Genomic DNA, 15,976 nt, shown 5'->3' with positions numbered 1-15,976 from the left:
CCCGGCCAGACGGTCGGGGCATTTTTGCGTTAAAGCATGCCTAGCTGCTACTTACTAGCCATTTCTTTCAACGTACCTACGCCCATATTCCAGAGAATGAACGAATAAATATCGGCGGTTTGCTCGATGTTCTTCTTCGTGTTGCTGGCCCCGTGGCCTGAATTGGTGTCAATTCGGATCAGCATGGGGTTGGGGCCTTTGTAGGCTTCCTGCAACGTAGCGGCGTATTTAAACGAGTGCGCCGGCACCACCCGATCGTCATGGTCAGCGGTGGTAATGAGCGTGGCGGGGTAATTCAGACCAGGCTTGATGTTGTGAACCGGCGAGTAGGGATAGAGGAACTTGAACTCGTCGGCGTTGTCGGCGCTACCGTAGTCGGCAATCCAGTTCCAGCCAATGGTGAACTTATGGAATCGGAGCATATCCATCACACCTACCTGCGGAATAGCCACCCGGAACAGGTCGGGCCGTTGGTTCATAACTGCGCCTACCAGCAAACCACCGTTTGATCCGCCCCGGATCGCCAGTTTGGCCGACGACGTGTATTTCTCCTTGATCAGGTATTCGCCAGCGGCAATGAAATCATCGAATACGTTCTGCTTTTTGGCCTTCATGCCTTGCTCATGCCATTTTTCGCCATACTCGCTACCACCGCGTAAGTTGGCTTGCGCATACACGCCGCCCTGCTCCAGAAACGGAATTAAAAACGACGAGAAAGAAGGAGGCAGGCTCACGTTGAACCCGCCGTAACCGTACAGAATGGTTGGGTTGGTGCCGTCGAGTTTTGTGCCTTTCTGATAGGTGATGAACATCGGGACTTTCGTACCGTCTTTGCTGGTGTAGAAAACCTGCTTCGTTTCGTAGTCGGTTGGTTTGAAATCAACCTCAGGCTGGCGGAACACAGTGCTTTTCTTCGTGGCGATGTCGTAACGGTAAATAGTGGGCGGGAAGGTAAACGACGTAAAGGTGTAGAACACAAACTTGTCGTCGCGCTCGCCACCGAAGCCACTTGCTGTGCCAATACCCGGTAGCTGGATCTCGTTCTCGAGCTTACCGTTCATATCGTACACGTACACCCGCGAGGTAACATCTTTCGAGTACTGAACAAACAGTTTGCCGCCCGAACTACCAGCGCTGGTCAACGGCTCTGGTTTTTCAGGAATAATAACCGTCCATTTTTTTGTGGCCGGGCTGAACCGCATCACCTTGCTATTTGGCGCATCGGCATTGGTTTCAATCAATAAATCCCCACCGATGTTGTCAATCACGCCGTATTGCGAGTTTGTGATCTCCGATACAACTGGTTTAAAGCCCTCAGCTTTGGTGGTGGCGTCCAGGTAATACAGGGCGTTACCATCTTTCCCCTTTCCGCGGTCGCTAACCGTCAGGAACGCAAATCGCTCATCGTCAGACGTACCCAGGGTATGGAACCGCTGCGGATTTTTAGCGTCTTCGAACACCAGCCGGTCGGCCGACTGGGGCGTGTTGAGCTGGTGGAAAAACACCTGATGGTTCTCGTTTTTGGCGGCCAGCGCCGACCCTTCGGGTTTCGGATACCGGCTGTAATAGAAGCCATTTCCCTGCCAGGCTGCGCCCGACACTTTTACCCACTCCAGCTTTTCGGGCAAATACTGCTTCGTTGCCAGGTCCATGATCTGGTATTCCTGCCAGTCAGAACCACCTTTCGACGTGCCTACCACAGCGTACTTGCCATCTTTCGACAGCGAAAAAGCTCCAAGACGGGTTGTACCGTCGGCCGACAGTTTGTTGGGGTCGATTACCACTTCCGGTTTGCCATCGAGTCCTCTCTGACGGTAAAGCACCGATTGATTTTGCAGGCCGTCGTTCTTCGAGAAATAGAAATAGTCGCCTTTCCGCGAGGGAGCCGAATATTTGGGGTAGTTGTACACCTTCTCGAGCCGATCCTGAAATTGTTTCCGGTACGGAATCTTCTCCAGAAAGGCGTTGGTGACTTCGTTTTCGGCTTTCACCCAGGCGGCTGTTTCGGCCGAGCGATCATCTTCCAGCCAGCGGTACGGATCAGCTACGCTGGTGCCGTGGTAATTGTCGACATGATCGACTTTACGAGCTACTGGGTACGTTAAAGACGGCCCGATGGGTGGGCCGTTCTGGGCCAGAGTGGCGGTTGTGCCAATCATAAGAGAGATACTAATAAAGGATAGCTTGTTCATTATGTGATACCAGTTAAGAGAACAACTCTTAAAGTTCGCACACACAAGACAGAAATGTGTGTTAATCAAGGTTAAAATGCGCCAGCCGTTTTCGATACCTTTGCGATTTGTTTTCCCCCACCCGCATGAGACTACGTTTACTCATCAGTGCGTTTTGCCTTTTCAGCCTTACGGCCTGGTCGCAATCAGCCACCGATACTACGGCTTATCCGCGCAAAGAATGGTTTCCCAAGAATCATCTGTTTGCGCCCATCCTGCTCGATCCCCTCGAAGCGCAGGTGTACGGCAGTGCGCTGCCCTACTTCAATACCAGCGGTGAACGGAGAGTGGGCTTTACCGAAACGGATACCCGAGATAAAGATCTGAATCAGGGAACCGTTGTTCCGTTTGCATTCGGTTTCCATAAACCCTTTTATCGCGTTACTACGGCACCCGGGCAGGCCCATGAGTGGGGGCTCGACGTAGGCTCGTTCACGCAGTTCCAGGTGTTTAGTGACACAACCAGATTCGCCAAAAAGCCGGGTCAGGTGGTTTACAAGATCATCAACAACGATTATAAGCTTAGTTTCTGGTATAACCTCCGAAAAGGCCGTAACAGCTACCGCGTTCGTCTGTACCACATTTCATCACACCTCGGCGACGATTACATTGTTCGGTACCAACTCAACTACTACACGCCAAATTCCGTGAACTACGAACTGCTTGATTTTACAGCTAGTCGTGATTTGCCAATCGGCCTGCGGGTGTATGGAAGCGCGGGCATTTGCCTGCGCGGACAAAGCGAGCGGGAACGGTTTAATGTAGAATTTGGCGCTTATTATCGTGAATCGGGCAACAAACGACAGCGACTGGTAGGCGGGATTGACGCAAAATTCTGGCAGCAGACCAACTTCAGGCCCGGTATTCACGCGGGTGTGGGTTATGAATTAGGCCGTTCTACCCAAAACCTGACCGTGCTGCTCGATATGTATTATGGCTACCGGCCCTACGGCCAATACGAATATCAAACCGTTTCATGGGCCGGTATTGGCCTTTACTTCAACCCATTTTAAAAAATAGTTTACAGTTTTCTGTTTGCCGTTGCGCTGCTAATTCAGCAATACGTAACTAAGCAGCGCAACGGCAAACAGAAAACTGTAAACTCCCATTTTATGTCCCTCACAGCAATCTCTCCCATTGATGGCCGCTACGCCAAACAGGTATCGGCGCTTGCTCCATATTTCTCTGAGCTTGGTCTGATTCGCTATCGGGTGCGAATCGAAATTGAGTACTTCATTGCCCTTTGTGAATTGCCATTGCCCCAGTTGGCGGGCGTTGACAAGGCAACGTACCCAGCGTTACGCGCGCTATACGAGCAGTTTTCGGAGGAAGACGCGCAACGGGTGAAGACGATCGAAGCCACGACCAACCACGACGTAAAAGCGGTCGAGTACTTCATCAAGGAAAAACTGAAGGGATTATCGGTTGAGCCGTTCCTGGAATTTATTCACTTTGGCCTTACCTCGCAGGACGTGAACAACACGGCCATTCCGCTGCTGTTGCGTGAAGCACTGGCCGAGCAGATAGAGCCCACATACCGGCAAATCTATATGCGTTTGCAGGAACTGGCCAACCAGTGGGCCGACGTACCCATGCTGGCACGTACCCACGGGCAACCCGCCTCGCCAACGCGTCTCGGCAAAGAACTGATGGTTTATTGCGAACGGCTGGAGAAGCAACTGCTCATGCTGGTCGACGTACCTGCTGCTGCTAAGTTTGGTGGTGCCACGGGTAATTTCAACGCGCACAAAGTAGCGTACCCAGATATTGACTGGCAGTCGTTTGGCAATGAGTTTGTGGGAAGCCTGGGACTGGTTCGGAGCCAGTTTACCACGCAGATAGAGCATTATGATATGCTGGCTGCCCTTTTCGATAACTATAAGCGTCTGAACACCATCCTGATCGACCTTGACCGTGACGTTTGGACATACGTGTCGATGAATTATTTCAAACAGAAGATCAAGGAAGGGGAAGTGGGCTCATCGGCCATGCCGCACAAGGTTAACCCGATCGACTTCGAGAATTCGGAAGGAAATTTGGGCATCGCCAATGCTATTTTCGAACACCTGTCGGCCAAGCTACCGGTTTCGCGCCTGCAACGCGACCTGACCGATTCAACTGTGTTACGGAATATCGGTGTGCCCTTTGCTCATTCGGTGATTGCGCTAAATGCAACACTCAAGGGCTTGAATAAACTGGAGTTGAACCAGGCGGCCATCAACGCCGATCTGGAAGCCAACTGGGCCGTAGTTGCCGAAGGAATTCAGACGGTATTACGCCGCGAAGGTTATCCGCAGCCTTACGAAGCGCTAAAAGCCCTGACCCGCAAGAACGAAGCCATCACCGCCAGCACAATCAGCGAATTCATCAATGGCTTAGACGTGTCAGATGCTATCAAATCCGAGTTGCGAACCATCACGCCATTCACCTATACAGGCGTGTGAATTGATTGACGATTTACGACCTACGATGTACAATTTATCGCTTACGTCAGTGCGAACGGTCGCGTGAGCAATGCATTGTACATCGTAACTCGGAAATCGTAACTCGCTTTATCCCTTCGATAGCTCTGTGGCACGTACCTGGGCGGCGTGGATACCGGCTTGCAGTGTGTCTGACAACGTACCTGCTTCGAACGTGCGCAGGGCGGCTTCCGTGGTGCCGCCTTTACTGGCTACAGCCTTGATCAGGTCGTCGAGCGATTTATCGGCGTTGTTGATCAGGTGATACGAGCCGAGCATGGTTTGCTTCACTAAGAGCGAGGCTGTGCCTTCGTCGAAACCCATTTGCTTGCCGGCTTCTACCATCGCCTTCACCACGTAATAGAAATAGGCCGGGCCGCTACCGCTTAGTGCCGTAACAGCATCGAGCATGGCTTCGTTTTCGAGGAAAATAGACCGCCCCGTGGCGTTGATCAGGTTCTCGACTTTTCGCAGACTGGCGGCATCCACTTCAGGCGAAGCTGTAAAACCGGTAATACCCATACCGAGCATGGCTGGTGTATTGGGCATGGCCCGAATCACCATCCGGTGGCTGAGGCGCTCCTGGATCAGGCTGATCGGAATACCCGCCATAATAGACAGAACAACTTGCCGGGGCTGAATCACGGCTCGTAATTCGTCCTGGGCCGACGCGAAATCCTGCGGTTTTACCGAGAGAATAATCAGGTCGCTTTCGCCAACGCGCGGACCGATGGTTTCAACAACGACGCCCGCTTTTTCGGCCCGTAATGTTTCAGACCGTTCTGCGCTTTTCTCGATCAGCGTCAGGTTTTCTTTTTTTACGAGGTCGTATTGCAAAAAGGACTTGGCGAAGGCCATGCCCATGTTACCACAGCCAAGGATAGCTATTTTCATAGGAGGAAGGGGAAATGAAGGGAGGAAAGGGAATGAAAAGGAGTAAAGGAAGAAGGGGAGAACGGAGGAAAGGGATTATTGCGAAGACAAATACACTAGCGTCAGCAATTCCTTTCCTCCGTTCTCCCCTTCTTCCTTTACTCCTTTTTTATTTCAACATTTCAGCCAGCTTGGCTTCCAGCGCGTCGCCGCGCAGGTTTTTGGCAATGATTTTGCCGCTTGGATCGAGCAGGAACGTGGCCGGAATGGCGCTAACACCGTACTGCTGAGCAGCAAATGACTGCCAGCCTTTCAGGTCAGACACGTGTGTCCAGGTGAGATTGTCATTGCGGATGGCACGTACCCAGGCTTCACGCTTGCCCGGGTTATCGAGCGATACACTGTAGATGGCAAAGCCTTTGTCCTTAAACTTGTCGTACATGCGAACCACGTTTGGGTTCTCGTTTCGGCAAGGACCGCACCAGCTAGCCCAGAAGTCGATGAGCACGTATTTACCGCGCAACGATGAGAGAGGCACCGTCGTGCCGTTCGTGTCGGTCAACGCGATTTCAGGGGCTTGTGAACCAATATTTACCCCGCGAATCCGGGCGATGTTTCCTATAAACGATTTAGCGTGAACACTGTTGGGGTTCTCTTTCTCGAAGCGACGGGCCAGCGTATCCAGCGTAGGGAAGTCGGTTTCGGTGCTCAGGAAATTGGTGGCATATAAAGCCGCCAGCGACGTACCCAGCTCAGGCAGCATAGCCTTCACTTTCTGCGTGTTCTCGCGCGAGGCCTCGTCGAACGTCTTTTCGATCTGGCTCATCGTTTTGGCATCGTTGCGGGTCTGGGCTTCCTGATACGATTTCATCAGGTCCTGGCCTTTTGCCTGCAAATCAGTTTGCATCTGATATAACACCCGGAACTGGTCGTTCGTTTTGGCGCCGCTCATGGTCACTTTCGGCTTGGGCGTTGGGGCGTTTTTCTCTTTGCCTTTAATACCTGGTTCAACCAGCACGTCAATTGTTTCACCGCCTTCCAGCAAGACGGGCATTTTGGTTGCGCCCCCCACATTCACAATGTAGATGTTGCCGCCTTCAGGTACGTTGGTCTTTACCGAAAACCGCTTGTCTGGTCCAACAACTGTCGAGTCGAGCCGGACGGTAGGGGCGTTGTTCGATTCCAGATACACTTTGCTGCCCGGAGCGGCGTTTTTCAGCAAGCCCGAAACGGTTGCCTGCTTCTGTGCCTGAGCGGCCACGCCAACCAGCAGGAGGGCCAGGCCAAGGAATACTTGTTTCATGTTTGGTTTCAGTTGACTCCTTCGACGGGTTTGGCCGGGAGTCGTTTAATGAGCAACAAAAATCAGCCCAACGTTTTAATCACTAATTGATTTACCAATTTCGGATCGGCAGACCCTTTCGACTTTTTCATCACTTCACCCACAAACAGACCCAGCAGGTTCTTTTTACCCTTCCGGTATTGCTCCACTTTGTCGGGCCAGGCCGCGAGTGTCTGGTCTATTAACGATTGTAAGGCGTCTGTATTACGGTTCTGTAACAAGCCGTTAGCCGTTGCAAGTTCAGCAGGGCCGGCATCTGGCTGGGCTACCATCAACCCGAAAATCGTTTGCGCCGCCGTTTGGCTAACCGTGCCATCGTCGATGAGGCGAATCAGCGAAGCAAGCGCCGGTGCCGACACCGGAAACTGACCTTCGCGGGCCATCCGTTCGGTGAGCTGCGCCTTCAACGGACCCATCACCCAGTTCGAGGCGGCTTTAAAGTTCGGCGTTTCGGCGCAAACGGCCTCGTAGAAATCGGCCAGTTCGCGGGTGTCGGTCAACAGAGCGGCGTCATACTCGGGCAGGCCGTACTGATTAGTGAATTTCAGATACCGTTCGCGGGGAAGGGCGGGCATCTGGGTACGTATTTCCGCCATCCACTCGTCAGAAATAACCACCGGCATCAGATCAGGGTCGGGGAAATACCGGTAATCGTTCATGCTTTCCTTTTCGCGCATGCCCAGCGTTTGGCCGGTGGCAGCATCGAACGTACGGGTTTCCTGAATAAGCTTCCCGCCCGCTTCAGTAACGGCTACCTGCCGACTGAATTCGCTATCAACCGCCCGCTGCACGTTGCGAATCGAGTTCAGGTTCTTCACTTCCACTTTCGTGCCCAGTTCAGTAGCACCACGGGGACGGATGGATACGTTCACGTCGCACCGGAGCGAGCCTTCTTCCATGTTTCCGTCGCAAATGCCGAGGTAGCGAACCAGCCGCCGCACTTCGGTCAGAAACTGTCCTGCCTCATCGGCCGACCGTAGGCACGGTTCGGTCACCATCTCGATCAGCGGTGTACCGGCGCGGTTATAATCGAGGCAGGTGGCCGTGGGGTCGGCATCGTGAATGCTTTTGCCGGCGTCTTCTTCGAGGTGAATATGATGGAGTTGAATGATCGTGTCTTGCAGCACCCCGTCGAAATCACGCGCTTTTACCAGGATGCCGCCGCCTACGCAGATGGGCCCTTTATCCTGCGAGAGCTGATAGCCTTTCGGCAGGTCGGGATAGAAGTAATTCTTACGGGCAAACACATTGCGGCGGGTGATTTCGCTTCCACAAGCAATACCCATCCTGACGGCATACTCTACCGCTATGCGGTTGGCTTTGGGCAGCGCGCCCGGATGCGCCAGCGTAATTACGCTCACCTGCGTGTTGGGGTCGGCCCCGAACGCGTTGGCATCGGCGGCAAACATTTTGCTTTGGGTCAGCAACTGGCAATGCACTTCCAGTCCAATAACGGCCTCGTATTGGGTTGTGGGTGTGTAGACTACGGTCGATTCGGTTTGCATTACGGCAAAGATAAGGCTGTAAAGGGGTTTCAGGTTTCAAGTCTCAGGTTTCAAGTGGTTTCGCAAAACAACCAGACGGTGAGTTTGCGAGGCCACTTAAAACCTGAAACCTGAAACTTGAAACGAGTTACCCTGAAACTTGAAACTCATTACGCACGTTGAAGCACCTGTAACCCGTCATTCGTTTTGCCTGCATGGAGTGTCAATACGTGCCCCTATCGGCCACCGGCCAGTTTTCGTCTCTATTTCTCGATTATTTGGCCCAGAAAGAGGCAGTTAAGCCCTTTTACGGTGAGTTTCCCTCCATCGATGCTTTTCCCCGACAGATTCAGCAGAAACAGTTTTCCGACGAAAACCGGAACACCTTAGTCGACGTCCTGACGCGGCAATACGCCAGCCTGAGCAACGTACCTGATCTGGACATCCTGCGGCAGCCCAACACGTTTACCGTCACTACCGGCCACCAGCTGAATATTTTCACGGGGCCGTTGTACGTGGTCTACAAGATCGTAACGATCCTGAACCTGGCGAAGAAGCTCAACGAGACGTACCCAGACTACAACTTCGTACCGGTATACTGGATGGCGACGGAAGATCATGACTTCGCCGAAATCAATCATTTCCGCCTGTTCGGACGTACCCACAGCTGGGAAACCGAGCAGCGTGGCGCCGTTGGCCGTATGAATCCCCGCGAACTGGCCGATCTGTTGAAGACCATTCCAGAGAAATTGCTGCTGTTTGAACAGGCCTACCTGAACCACGATACGCTGGCCGATGCCGTTCGGTATTATATGCACGAGTTATTCGGTGCCGAAGGGCTGATTTGCCTGGATGCTGATGATACTGATCTGAAGCGCATATTCTCACCTATCCTGCGCGACGAATTGCTTCAGCAAAACACGAGTGCACTGGTAAATGGCACGACCGAAACGCTGAACGAATTAGGCTATAAGACGCCGATCTCCCCTCGTGATATTAATCTGTTTTACCTGCTTGATGGCCTTCGCGAACGGATCAGCCGTACGGATGATGGTTATGAGGTATTGAATACGAAGCTACGGTTCACTGAAGCCGAATTACTGGCCGAACTGGAGTCGAATCCTGAGCGGTTCAGCCCCAATGTGGTGATGCGACCATTGTATCAGGAAGCCATTCTGCCGAATCTTGCCTACATCGGAGGCCCCTCTGAAGTGCCCTACTGGTTGCAACTGAAGGCCGAATTCGATCACTACGGCCTGGCCTTCCCGATGTTGATTCCCCGAAATTTTGCGCTATACGTACCCAGAGTGGCCGCGCGGCGGATCAATAAACTTGGTCTGACCGTGACGGATATGTTTCAGGAGGTGATAGCACTCAAGCGGGCGTATGTGGAGCATCATACCGAACACAGCCTCAAATTCGACGCAGAAAATAAAGCGGTTAACAAGGCGCTGGCTACTATTTTGCAAAAAGCGCAGTTGGTTGATCCGACGCTTGAAAAGGCCGTACTGGCCGAAACCAAGCGGTTTGCCAATGCGGTGGTGAGCCTGGAGAAAAAAATGCGCCGCGCTGAAGAGCATAACCAGGAAACGGGCGTTCGGCAATTACTGACAGTGAAAGAGGAGCTATTCCCTGGCGGAACGCCCCAGGAACGAGCCGATAATTTTCTGACGTTCTACCTGAACGACACCGCGTTTCTGCAAAAACTGCTCGCCAATTTCGACCCGCTCAACTACCAGATGCAAGTTTGCCTGGAGGGGTAATGGGTTGGCAAACAGCTATTTCCGTCTAATCCAGATGCTGCCTCCTTTATTCTCCATGCAGAGAGGCATGTGTGCTTCGAAGCGTTGCGCATGAAACTCTTCCAGAAACGTGTTGAAGGCAACGATTTCGAAGTCAGGATTATGACTGAGGAAAGCGCGTAGGATGTAGGCTTCATTCCAGCCAAATCCTTTGCTGTTCAATACCCAATCGCGCGGGTATTCGAAGGGATAGAAAATGTCGTGAAAATGAATGAGCACGCCTGATGGCAGGCTGGGTAGAATCTCAAAAATAACCCGGTTTACGTCGCTCCCCGTTTTACTAACGTGTGTGGAATCGATAAACAGAATATCGTTTGTCTGCAAGGTTGAAAACAGAGCCGCATCAACTGCCTGAATACCCGTTTCAATAATGGTACACCGGTCGAAATCGGCAGGCCGCATATTCGCTTTCAGCCGGTCTGGATAAGGTTCGATGAATGTCAGTGAAACGTCGGTGCGGCCCAATGAGTCGAGCGTATCGAGCATGCAGGCTGAACTAAAGCCTGATCCGACTTCAATGATGCGCTTAGGCTGAAACTTACGGATGATCGAGTACAGAAAAATGCCATCCGATTCGCAATAGAACTTATTGTCGTAATAATATCGGTACCCTGGTTGTTTTGTGGTCTTGAACGGTATCTCGGGATAAAACGCCTCAAACTCACTCAGCAGTGATAATTGACCCACTTCGTTAAGGTCTATTCCAGCAACGGTACGGGCAGGTGGCGCAAAAAGCTCATCGGCTCGACGACGCATGTCTACTTTGTCGACTATAGGACTGTAGTAATGCCCCGGCGGTGGACTGAGTAATAAGCCACGCTTCATACCTACTAGTCGTTCGCCAATTTCTTTAAGCGTCAGTTCCATTATATCGTATAATTTGCGGGTACAAGATAGAAAGAAGATGCAGAAAAATGAGGCGAGAGCGTGCTACATGACGAAGCGCAAGGCGCTGGTAGCAACTGAGCATTTACTCTATAGTCAGCAAATTCTCGCTCAATTTTTCAGTGATACTCTCATACTTAGCTGCTTAGCGAAGCACAACACGGTCGTACATACGTACCTGCCTATTCTTCGGAATAATGAGGTAGACACCTGGCCTATCATTCAACAGCTCTGGCGTGATTTTCCCTCGCTACGTATCTGGTCGTCTATAACGGACTCGAAAAGCCATACGCTACGGCACTTCCAGTTAACGGCTGATACGGCCCTGACTGAAACAAAATGGGGGATACCTGAGCCATCAGGTGCGGTTGAATTCGTGGTGGGCCAACCCGATCTGGTCATTGTTCCGCTCCTGGCTTTCGACAACGCGGGAAATCGTGTTGGGTATGGTGGCGGTTATTACGATCGCTTTCTAGCCGAGGCTGGCCCTGACTGTCTGAAAATCGGTCTGTCGTTTTTTGACCCTGTCGAACACATAACTGGAATCGAAGAAACAGACATTCGGCTAGATACCTGCATCACCCCGGAAGCGGTTTTCTCGTTCAGATAAGTAAGTAATTTAGTCTATTGATTTTATCAGGAGATATCTTTGTTTCTGGTAAAATCACACGTATGAAACTACTTCTCCAGTCCATTTTTCTTGCTCTTTTTCTAACTACCCAAGTTTCTCACGCTCAGATTGGTATCAACGGGTCAGCCCATCCTTCCGCCGCGCTCGACGTGAAAAGCCCCGGTAACGATAAGGCTTTTTATCCACCCCGGCTCACGAGTGCTCAACGTAAAGCGATTGCTAACCCGCAAGCAGGTGCCTTCGTGTATGATACAGACAAGGGGGCTATGTACTTGTATGATGGCCAAAATTGGTTACCCCTCGTTACAACAACGTCGAATCTGGCATCTCCCGCAAGCCGAACGGCCAGTGATGGCGGGGGGTACGATTATTTTGGTAGTAGCGTAGCTATCTCGGGCGATTACGCTGTTGTAGGAGCGCCCACGAAATCTATGGAGAGCAACGTGATTGTAGGCGCGGCTTACGTATTTGTACGATCTGGAAATGGGTGGAATGAGCAACAAAAACTTATGGCAAGTGACTGGGCAGAGTATAATCGGTTTGGTCAAAGTGTAGCTGTATCGGATAACTATATCATAGTTGGGGCATCGGGTAAAGCCATAAATGGTATTACACAGGGTGCTGTTTACGTCTTCACCCGATCTGGCTCAACCTGGAGTCAACAACAGCGACTTTTGGCTAGTGATGGAGCAGGCGCTAACGAGTTTGGTAGAAGTGTGTCTTTATCTGGTGACTACCTTCTCGTAGGAGCGCCTGGAAAAAATGTGGGCAACAACTCCGCCCAAGGTGCTGCTTACGTTTTCTTGCGGTCAGGAACTACATGGACAGAACAGCAGCGACTCGTTGCGATTGATGGAGCCGCCAGTGATTACTTCGGTTCCAGTTTGGCAATTGACGGAACTACTACGGCCATCGGTGCCTACAACAAAACAGTTAACAGCAATTCTAGTCAGGGAGCTGCTTACGTGTTTACTCGTTCAGGGAATGTCTGGTCTCAACAGCAAAAACTGCTGTCATCAGATGGTGCGTCAACGGATTACTTTGGCGGGAGCGTTGCTTTGTCAGGTGACTATATAGTTGTGGGTGCATACGGCAAAACATTTGGAAGTAATTACTACCAGGGTGCTGTTTACGGATTCAACCGTTCAGGCTCGGTTTGGTCTCAGCAACAGCAATTTAAAGCAAGTGATGGGGCCATGAGCGATTATTTTGGAACTAGTGTAACTATCTCAGGGAATTATATTATGATCGGCGCACCAGGTAAGGCTGTGGGCAGTAATACAGGACAGGGGGCCGCCTATTTTTTTAAAGTTTCGTATGAACAGTTTCGTGTAACAGATCTCTCGGCTGCAAACACTCGATATGGCCATGCAGTGGGGTTATCAAACGGTACCTATATCATCGGCTCCAACTTTGGCGTTGGAAAGGTTTTCTTCGGTACTGTAGACTAACTAACACCCTGGGTTTTACAAAGAAGCGGGCAGATGGATTGGCATCTGCCCGCTTCTTCCGTTTTTTGTGGGCATAAAATCAGCGCAAACCAGGTTATGAGACGCTTTAGTTTAATCATACTACTTTTCTTATCGGCCGCCCTCAGCGCCACCGCGCAGGTACGTTACGGCCTTATGGGCAGCGTGCAGGCTTCCAACGTTGCCTCTACGGTCGATCTAACGTCGCTGGGACCAACGCTGGGTACGTTGACGGTGCCTATCAACCAACGGGTTGGATTCAGGGCCGGGCTGATGGCCGATGTACCTGTGACTGATCGACTATCGATCCAACCGCAATTGCTTTACTCGGTGAAGGGCGGCAACGTCGATGTAGGTACGTTCGTTGGCACAGTTCTGACCAAGTTCGGTCTGCCAAGTACAACCTTCCCGATCGAGACGTCGATCTCACGAGTGGTGGTCAACTATATCGAATTACCCGTACTGGCTTTGTACAGCATCGATGCGGGGCCGGGGCGTTTACGGGTAGGGGCGGGGCCATATGCGGCGGTTGCGGTTAGCGGAAGCGTCAACGGTGCTCCTATTAACTTCAACACCGATGGTTTTCATAAACACGACCTCGGTGCCACGGCCTCTGTTGGATACGAACTCCCCCTTGGGCTAAACGTCTCGGTTTATTACGCACATGGACTAACCAACTTCTCGAAAAACGCGACGCCGAACCTGTCTTCGCTTAATCCGACAAACCCAACGGCATCGCTCGACCCGTCGGCTTTTGGTGGTACGTTGCGCAACCGTAGTTACGGTTTTTCAATTGGCTATTTCATTAAGTGATTGATTTAGTAACTTTTAATAAATAAATCATCCTTAGAAAATATACCTGTATTTGTATTTTGCTTATTTTTGAGCAGTTTTACTCCTGTTTTTATCATAAAGAAGCAAACTATTCACACAGTATGTTACGTAATCTACTTACAATCTCAGTATTCACGTTGCTGAGCAGTGCCGTTTCATTTGCTCAGGTAAGTGTTGGCATTAAAGGCAGTGCTCAACTGGCCAACCAGAAGTACTCCTCATCGGGCATTTCAATTAGCGGCGATGATATCGTCGGTTTTCAGGCTGGATTACTAGTAAATGCGCCCTTGACAGACCAACTGTCTCTTCGTCCGCAACTTCTCTATTCAACCAAGGGGACGAAGCTATCAGGTAGCCTTTTAGGTGGAGCAGGTGAAAGTAAAACTGCGGTCAATTACCTCGAGCTACCAATTCAGGTCGCTTATTCGCTTGAAGCGGGTAATGGCAACGTTGTAATTGGTGCCGGTCCGTATGTGGCCTATGCGCTCAATGGAAAGTCTAGTGGTACGTTTGGCGGTCAGACGGTTTCAGAATCAATCGATTTCAGCGCATCAGATGCCCCCAAAAGGTTTGATTATGGTCTGTATCTGTCAGCTGGCTACGAACTGTATTCAGGTGTAGGACTCTCTTTTTACTATGCGCCAGGTTTGGCTAATTTGACCAACAGTGCTAGCAGTGCTGATGTGACGGTCAAGAATACGTCTTACGGAATTTCATTGAGTTATTTCTTCGGATCAGGCAACTGATACACCCTGTAATCAGGCTTGGCAACGTACCCGGTTCTTCATTGAGCTGGGTACGTTGTTTTTAACCCTAATTGACTGCCATGTATCGAAAAAAGGCTGTACTTTTGCGGTCAATTTTTCAATAAAACGTCAAAAATTCTATGAAAATCGCAGTCGTTGGGGCCACGGGCTTAGTCGGTGGCGAGATGCTGAAGGTACTGGCCGAACGGAATTTCCCGGTCACCGAACTTATTCCGGTCGCGTCTGAGCGGTCGGTTGGTAAACAGGTGATGTTCAAGGGTAAACCCGTAACGGTGGTCGGCTACGACGAGGCCATCGCCCGCAAACCCGCGATTGCCATCTTCTCGGCTGGCGGCAGCACATCGCTCGAACTGGCCCCGCGTTTTGCCGAAGCTGGTATCACGGTTATTGATAACTCGTCGGCTTGGCGCATGGACCCCACCAAGAAACTGGTGGTACCTGAAGTAAATGCCGATACACTTACCGCCGAAGACAAGATTATTGCCAACCCCAACTGTTCAACCATTCAAATGGTAGTGGTATTGAAACCACTGCACGAGAAATACAAGATCAAGCGGGTAGTGGTATCGACCTATCAGTCGGTAACGGGTACGGGCAAAGCGGCCGTTGATCAGTTGTTTGCCGAGCGTAACGGCGACGACTCGGTAGCTAAAGTGTATCCGCACCCGATAGACCTGAATGTACTGCCACACATCGACGTGTTCCTCGATAATGGCTATACGAAAGAAGAGATGAAGATGGTGAAGGAAACGACCAAAATCATGGGCGATGACTCTATCCGGGTTACCGCCACGACGGTTCGTATTCCAACCATTGGCGGGCACTCAGAAGCCGTAAACATCGAATTTGAGAACGACTTCGATCTGGCCGAGGTAACAAAACTGCTGAGTGAAGCCGAGGGTGTTATTGTTCAGGATGATCCTGCCAACAAGGTTTACCCGATGCCACTGACGGCTCACGGTAAAGACGAAGTGTTTGTTGGCCGTATTCGCCGCGATGAAAGCCAGAACAACACATTGAACCTGTGGATTGTGGCTGACAACCTTCGAAAAGGAGCCGCTACCAACGCTGTTCAGATTGCTGAGTACCTCATGAAGCACGAACTGGTGGGCGAAAGCGCAACCGTTGTATAGAGAAAACCGAGTGTAAAGGCAAAGGCGCCGAGCACACAGAACTTGTTAATAATCGAACGAATA

General features: G+C 51.2%; 13 protein-coding genes. 8 read left to right on the top strand and 5 right to left on the bottom strand.

The features are described 5' to 3' along the window. Positions 1-47: 47 nt before the first annotated feature. The gene (locus tag J2I46_RS15410) at positions 48-2,192 is read right to left on the bottom strand and encodes a prolyl oligopeptidase family serine peptidase (RefSeq protein WP_207329932.1); all 2,145 of its coding nucleotides are present in this window, start codon (positions 2,190-2,192) and stop codon (positions 48-50) included. Positions 2,193-2,317: 125 nt separating this feature from the next. On the opposite strand from J2I46_RS15410, the gene J2I46_RS15405 reads away from it, so the two are divergent. Both J2I46_RS15405 and purB read left to right on the top strand, forming a co-directional pair. Beyond that, positions 2,318-3,244 carry a DUF1207 domain-containing protein gene (locus J2I46_RS15405; RefSeq protein ID WP_207329931.1) on the top strand — a complete coding sequence of 309 codons (927 nt, stop codon included), beginning with the start codon at positions 2,318-2,320 and terminating at the stop codon, positions 3,242-3,244. A 99-nt stretch (positions 3,245-3,343) separates the two neighbouring features. Further along, the gene (gene purB / locus J2I46_RS15400; protein WP_207329930.1) at positions 3,344-4,675 is read left to right on the top strand and encodes an adenylosuccinate lyase; all 1,332 of its coding nucleotides are present in this window, start codon (positions 3,344-3,346) and stop codon (positions 4,673-4,675) included. A 108-nt stretch (positions 4,676-4,783) separates the two neighbouring features. Here purB and proC read toward each other — a convergent pair whose 3' ends face one another. The 3 genes from proC to gatB form a co-directional block, all read right to left on the bottom strand. Then, positions 4,784-5,587 carry a pyrroline-5-carboxylate reductase gene (proC, locus tag J2I46_RS15395; protein WP_207329929.1) on the bottom strand — a complete coding sequence of 268 codons (804 nt, stop codon included), beginning with the start codon at positions 5,585-5,587 and terminating at the stop codon, positions 4,784-4,786. A 148-nt stretch (positions 5,588-5,735) separates the two neighbouring features. Then, positions 5,736-6,869 carry a TlpA disulfide reductase family protein gene (locus J2I46_RS15390; RefSeq protein ID WP_207329928.1) on the bottom strand — a complete coding sequence of 378 codons (1,134 nt, stop codon included), beginning with the start codon at positions 6,867-6,869 and terminating at the stop codon, positions 5,736-5,738. A gap of 62 nt (positions 6,870-6,931) precedes the next feature. Continuing rightward, positions 6,932-8,413 carry an Asp-tRNA(Asn)/Glu-tRNA(Gln) amidotransferase subunit GatB gene (gene gatB / locus J2I46_RS15385; protein ID WP_207329927.1) on the bottom strand — a complete coding sequence of 494 codons (1,482 nt, stop codon included), beginning with the start codon at positions 8,411-8,413 and terminating at the stop codon, positions 6,932-6,934. A 194-nt stretch (positions 8,414-8,607) separates the two neighbouring features. On the opposite strand from gatB, the gene bshC reads away from it, so the two are divergent. Then, complete coding sequence (gene bshC, locus J2I46_RS15380) at positions 8,608-10,155, top strand: bacillithiol biosynthesis cysteine-adding enzyme BshC (RefSeq protein ID WP_207329926.1); 1,548 nt, start codon at positions 8,608-8,610, stop codon at positions 10,153-10,155. A 15-nt stretch (positions 10,156-10,170) separates the two neighbouring features. On the opposite strand, the gene J2I46_RS15375 is transcribed toward bshC, so the two are convergent. Then, the gene (locus J2I46_RS15375; RefSeq protein ID WP_207329925.1) at positions 10,171-11,061 is read right to left on the bottom strand and encodes a class I SAM-dependent methyltransferase; all 891 of its coding nucleotides are present in this window, start codon (positions 11,059-11,061) and stop codon (positions 10,171-10,173) included. Between the two features lie 37 nt (positions 11,062-11,098). On the opposite strand from J2I46_RS15375, the gene J2I46_RS15370 reads away from it, so the two are divergent. The 5 genes from J2I46_RS15370 (at position 11,099) to J2I46_RS15350 (ending at position 15,913) form a co-directional block, all read left to right on the top strand. Then, positions 11,099-11,689 carry a 5-formyltetrahydrofolate cyclo-ligase gene (locus tag J2I46_RS15370; RefSeq protein ID WP_262898031.1) on the top strand — a complete coding sequence of 197 codons (591 nt, stop codon included), beginning with the start codon at positions 11,099-11,101 and terminating at the stop codon, positions 11,687-11,689. A gap of 62 nt (positions 11,690-11,751) precedes the next feature. Further along, a complete protein-coding gene (locus J2I46_RS15365; RefSeq protein WP_207329923.1) occupies positions 11,752-13,161 on the top strand; it encodes an FG-GAP repeat protein in 1,410 nt (469 codons plus the stop codon). A 96-nt stretch (positions 13,162-13,257) separates the two neighbouring features. Beyond that, a complete protein-coding gene (locus J2I46_RS15360; RefSeq protein ID WP_207329922.1) occupies positions 13,258-13,992 on the top strand; it encodes a porin family protein in 735 nt (244 codons plus the stop codon). Positions 13,993-14,051: 59 nt separating this feature from the next. Further along, positions 14,052-14,759 carry a porin family protein gene (locus tag J2I46_RS15355; RefSeq protein WP_207329921.1) on the top strand — a complete coding sequence of 236 codons (708 nt, stop codon included), beginning with the start codon at positions 14,052-14,054 and terminating at the stop codon, positions 14,757-14,759. Positions 14,760-14,899: 140 nt separating this feature from the next. Then, positions 14,900-15,913, top strand: coding sequence for an aspartate-semialdehyde dehydrogenase (locus tag J2I46_RS15350; protein ID WP_207329920.1), 1,014 nt, complete (start codon positions 14,900-14,902; stop codon positions 15,911-15,913). Positions 15,914-15,976 lie beyond the last annotated feature (63 nt).

This window comes from Fibrella forsythiae (assembly GCF_017353175.1).
GTDB lineage: Bacteria > Bacteroidota > Bacteroidia > Cytophagales > Spirosomataceae > Fibrella > Fibrella forsythiae.
This window is presented reverse-complemented; position numbering and strand designations above follow the sequence as displayed.

Bases quoted from the DNA above. Each gene is read 5' to 3' on its own strand.
- J2I46_RS15360 (WP_207329922.1), top strand. From the start codon at position 13,258: ATGAGACGCTTTAGTTTAATCATACTACTTTTCTTATCGGCCGCCCTC.
- bshC (WP_207329926.1), top strand. From the start codon at position 8,608: ATGGAGTGTCAATACGTGCCCCTATCGGCCACCGGCCAGTTTTCGTCT.
- purB (WP_207329930.1), top strand. From the start codon at position 3,344: ATGTCCCTCACAGCAATCTCTCCCATTGATGGCCGCTACGCCAAACAG.
- J2I46_RS15390 (WP_207329928.1), bottom strand. From the start codon at position 6,869: ATGAAACAAGTATTCCTTGGCCTGGCCCTCCTGCTGGTTGGCGTGGCC.
- J2I46_RS15350 (WP_207329920.1), top strand. From the start codon at position 14,900: ATGAAAATCGCAGTCGTTGGGGCCACGGGCTTAGTCGGTGGCGAGATG.
- gatB (WP_207329927.1), bottom strand. From the start codon at position 8,413: ATGCAAACCGAATCGACCGTAGTCTACACACCCACAACCCAATACGAG.
- J2I46_RS15375 (WP_207329925.1), bottom strand. From the start codon at position 11,061: ATGGAACTGACGCTTAAAGAAATTGGCGAACGACTAGTAGGTATGAAG.
- J2I46_RS15365 (WP_207329923.1), top strand. From the start codon at position 11,752: ATGAAACTACTTCTCCAGTCCATTTTTCTTGCTCTTTTTCTAACTACC.
- proC (WP_207329929.1), bottom strand. From the start codon at position 5,587: ATGAAAATAGCTATCCTTGGCTGTGGTAACATGGGCATGGCCTTCGCC.
- J2I46_RS15370 (WP_262898031.1), top strand. From the start codon at position 11,099: ATGCAGAAAAATGAGGCGAGAGCGTGCTACATGACGAAGCGCAAGGCG.
- J2I46_RS15405 (WP_207329931.1), top strand. From the start codon at position 2,318: ATGAGACTACGTTTACTCATCAGTGCGTTTTGCCTTTTCAGCCTTACG.
- J2I46_RS15410 (WP_207329932.1), bottom strand. From the start codon at position 2,192: ATGAACAAGCTATCCTTTATTAGTATCTCTCTTATGATTGGCACAACC.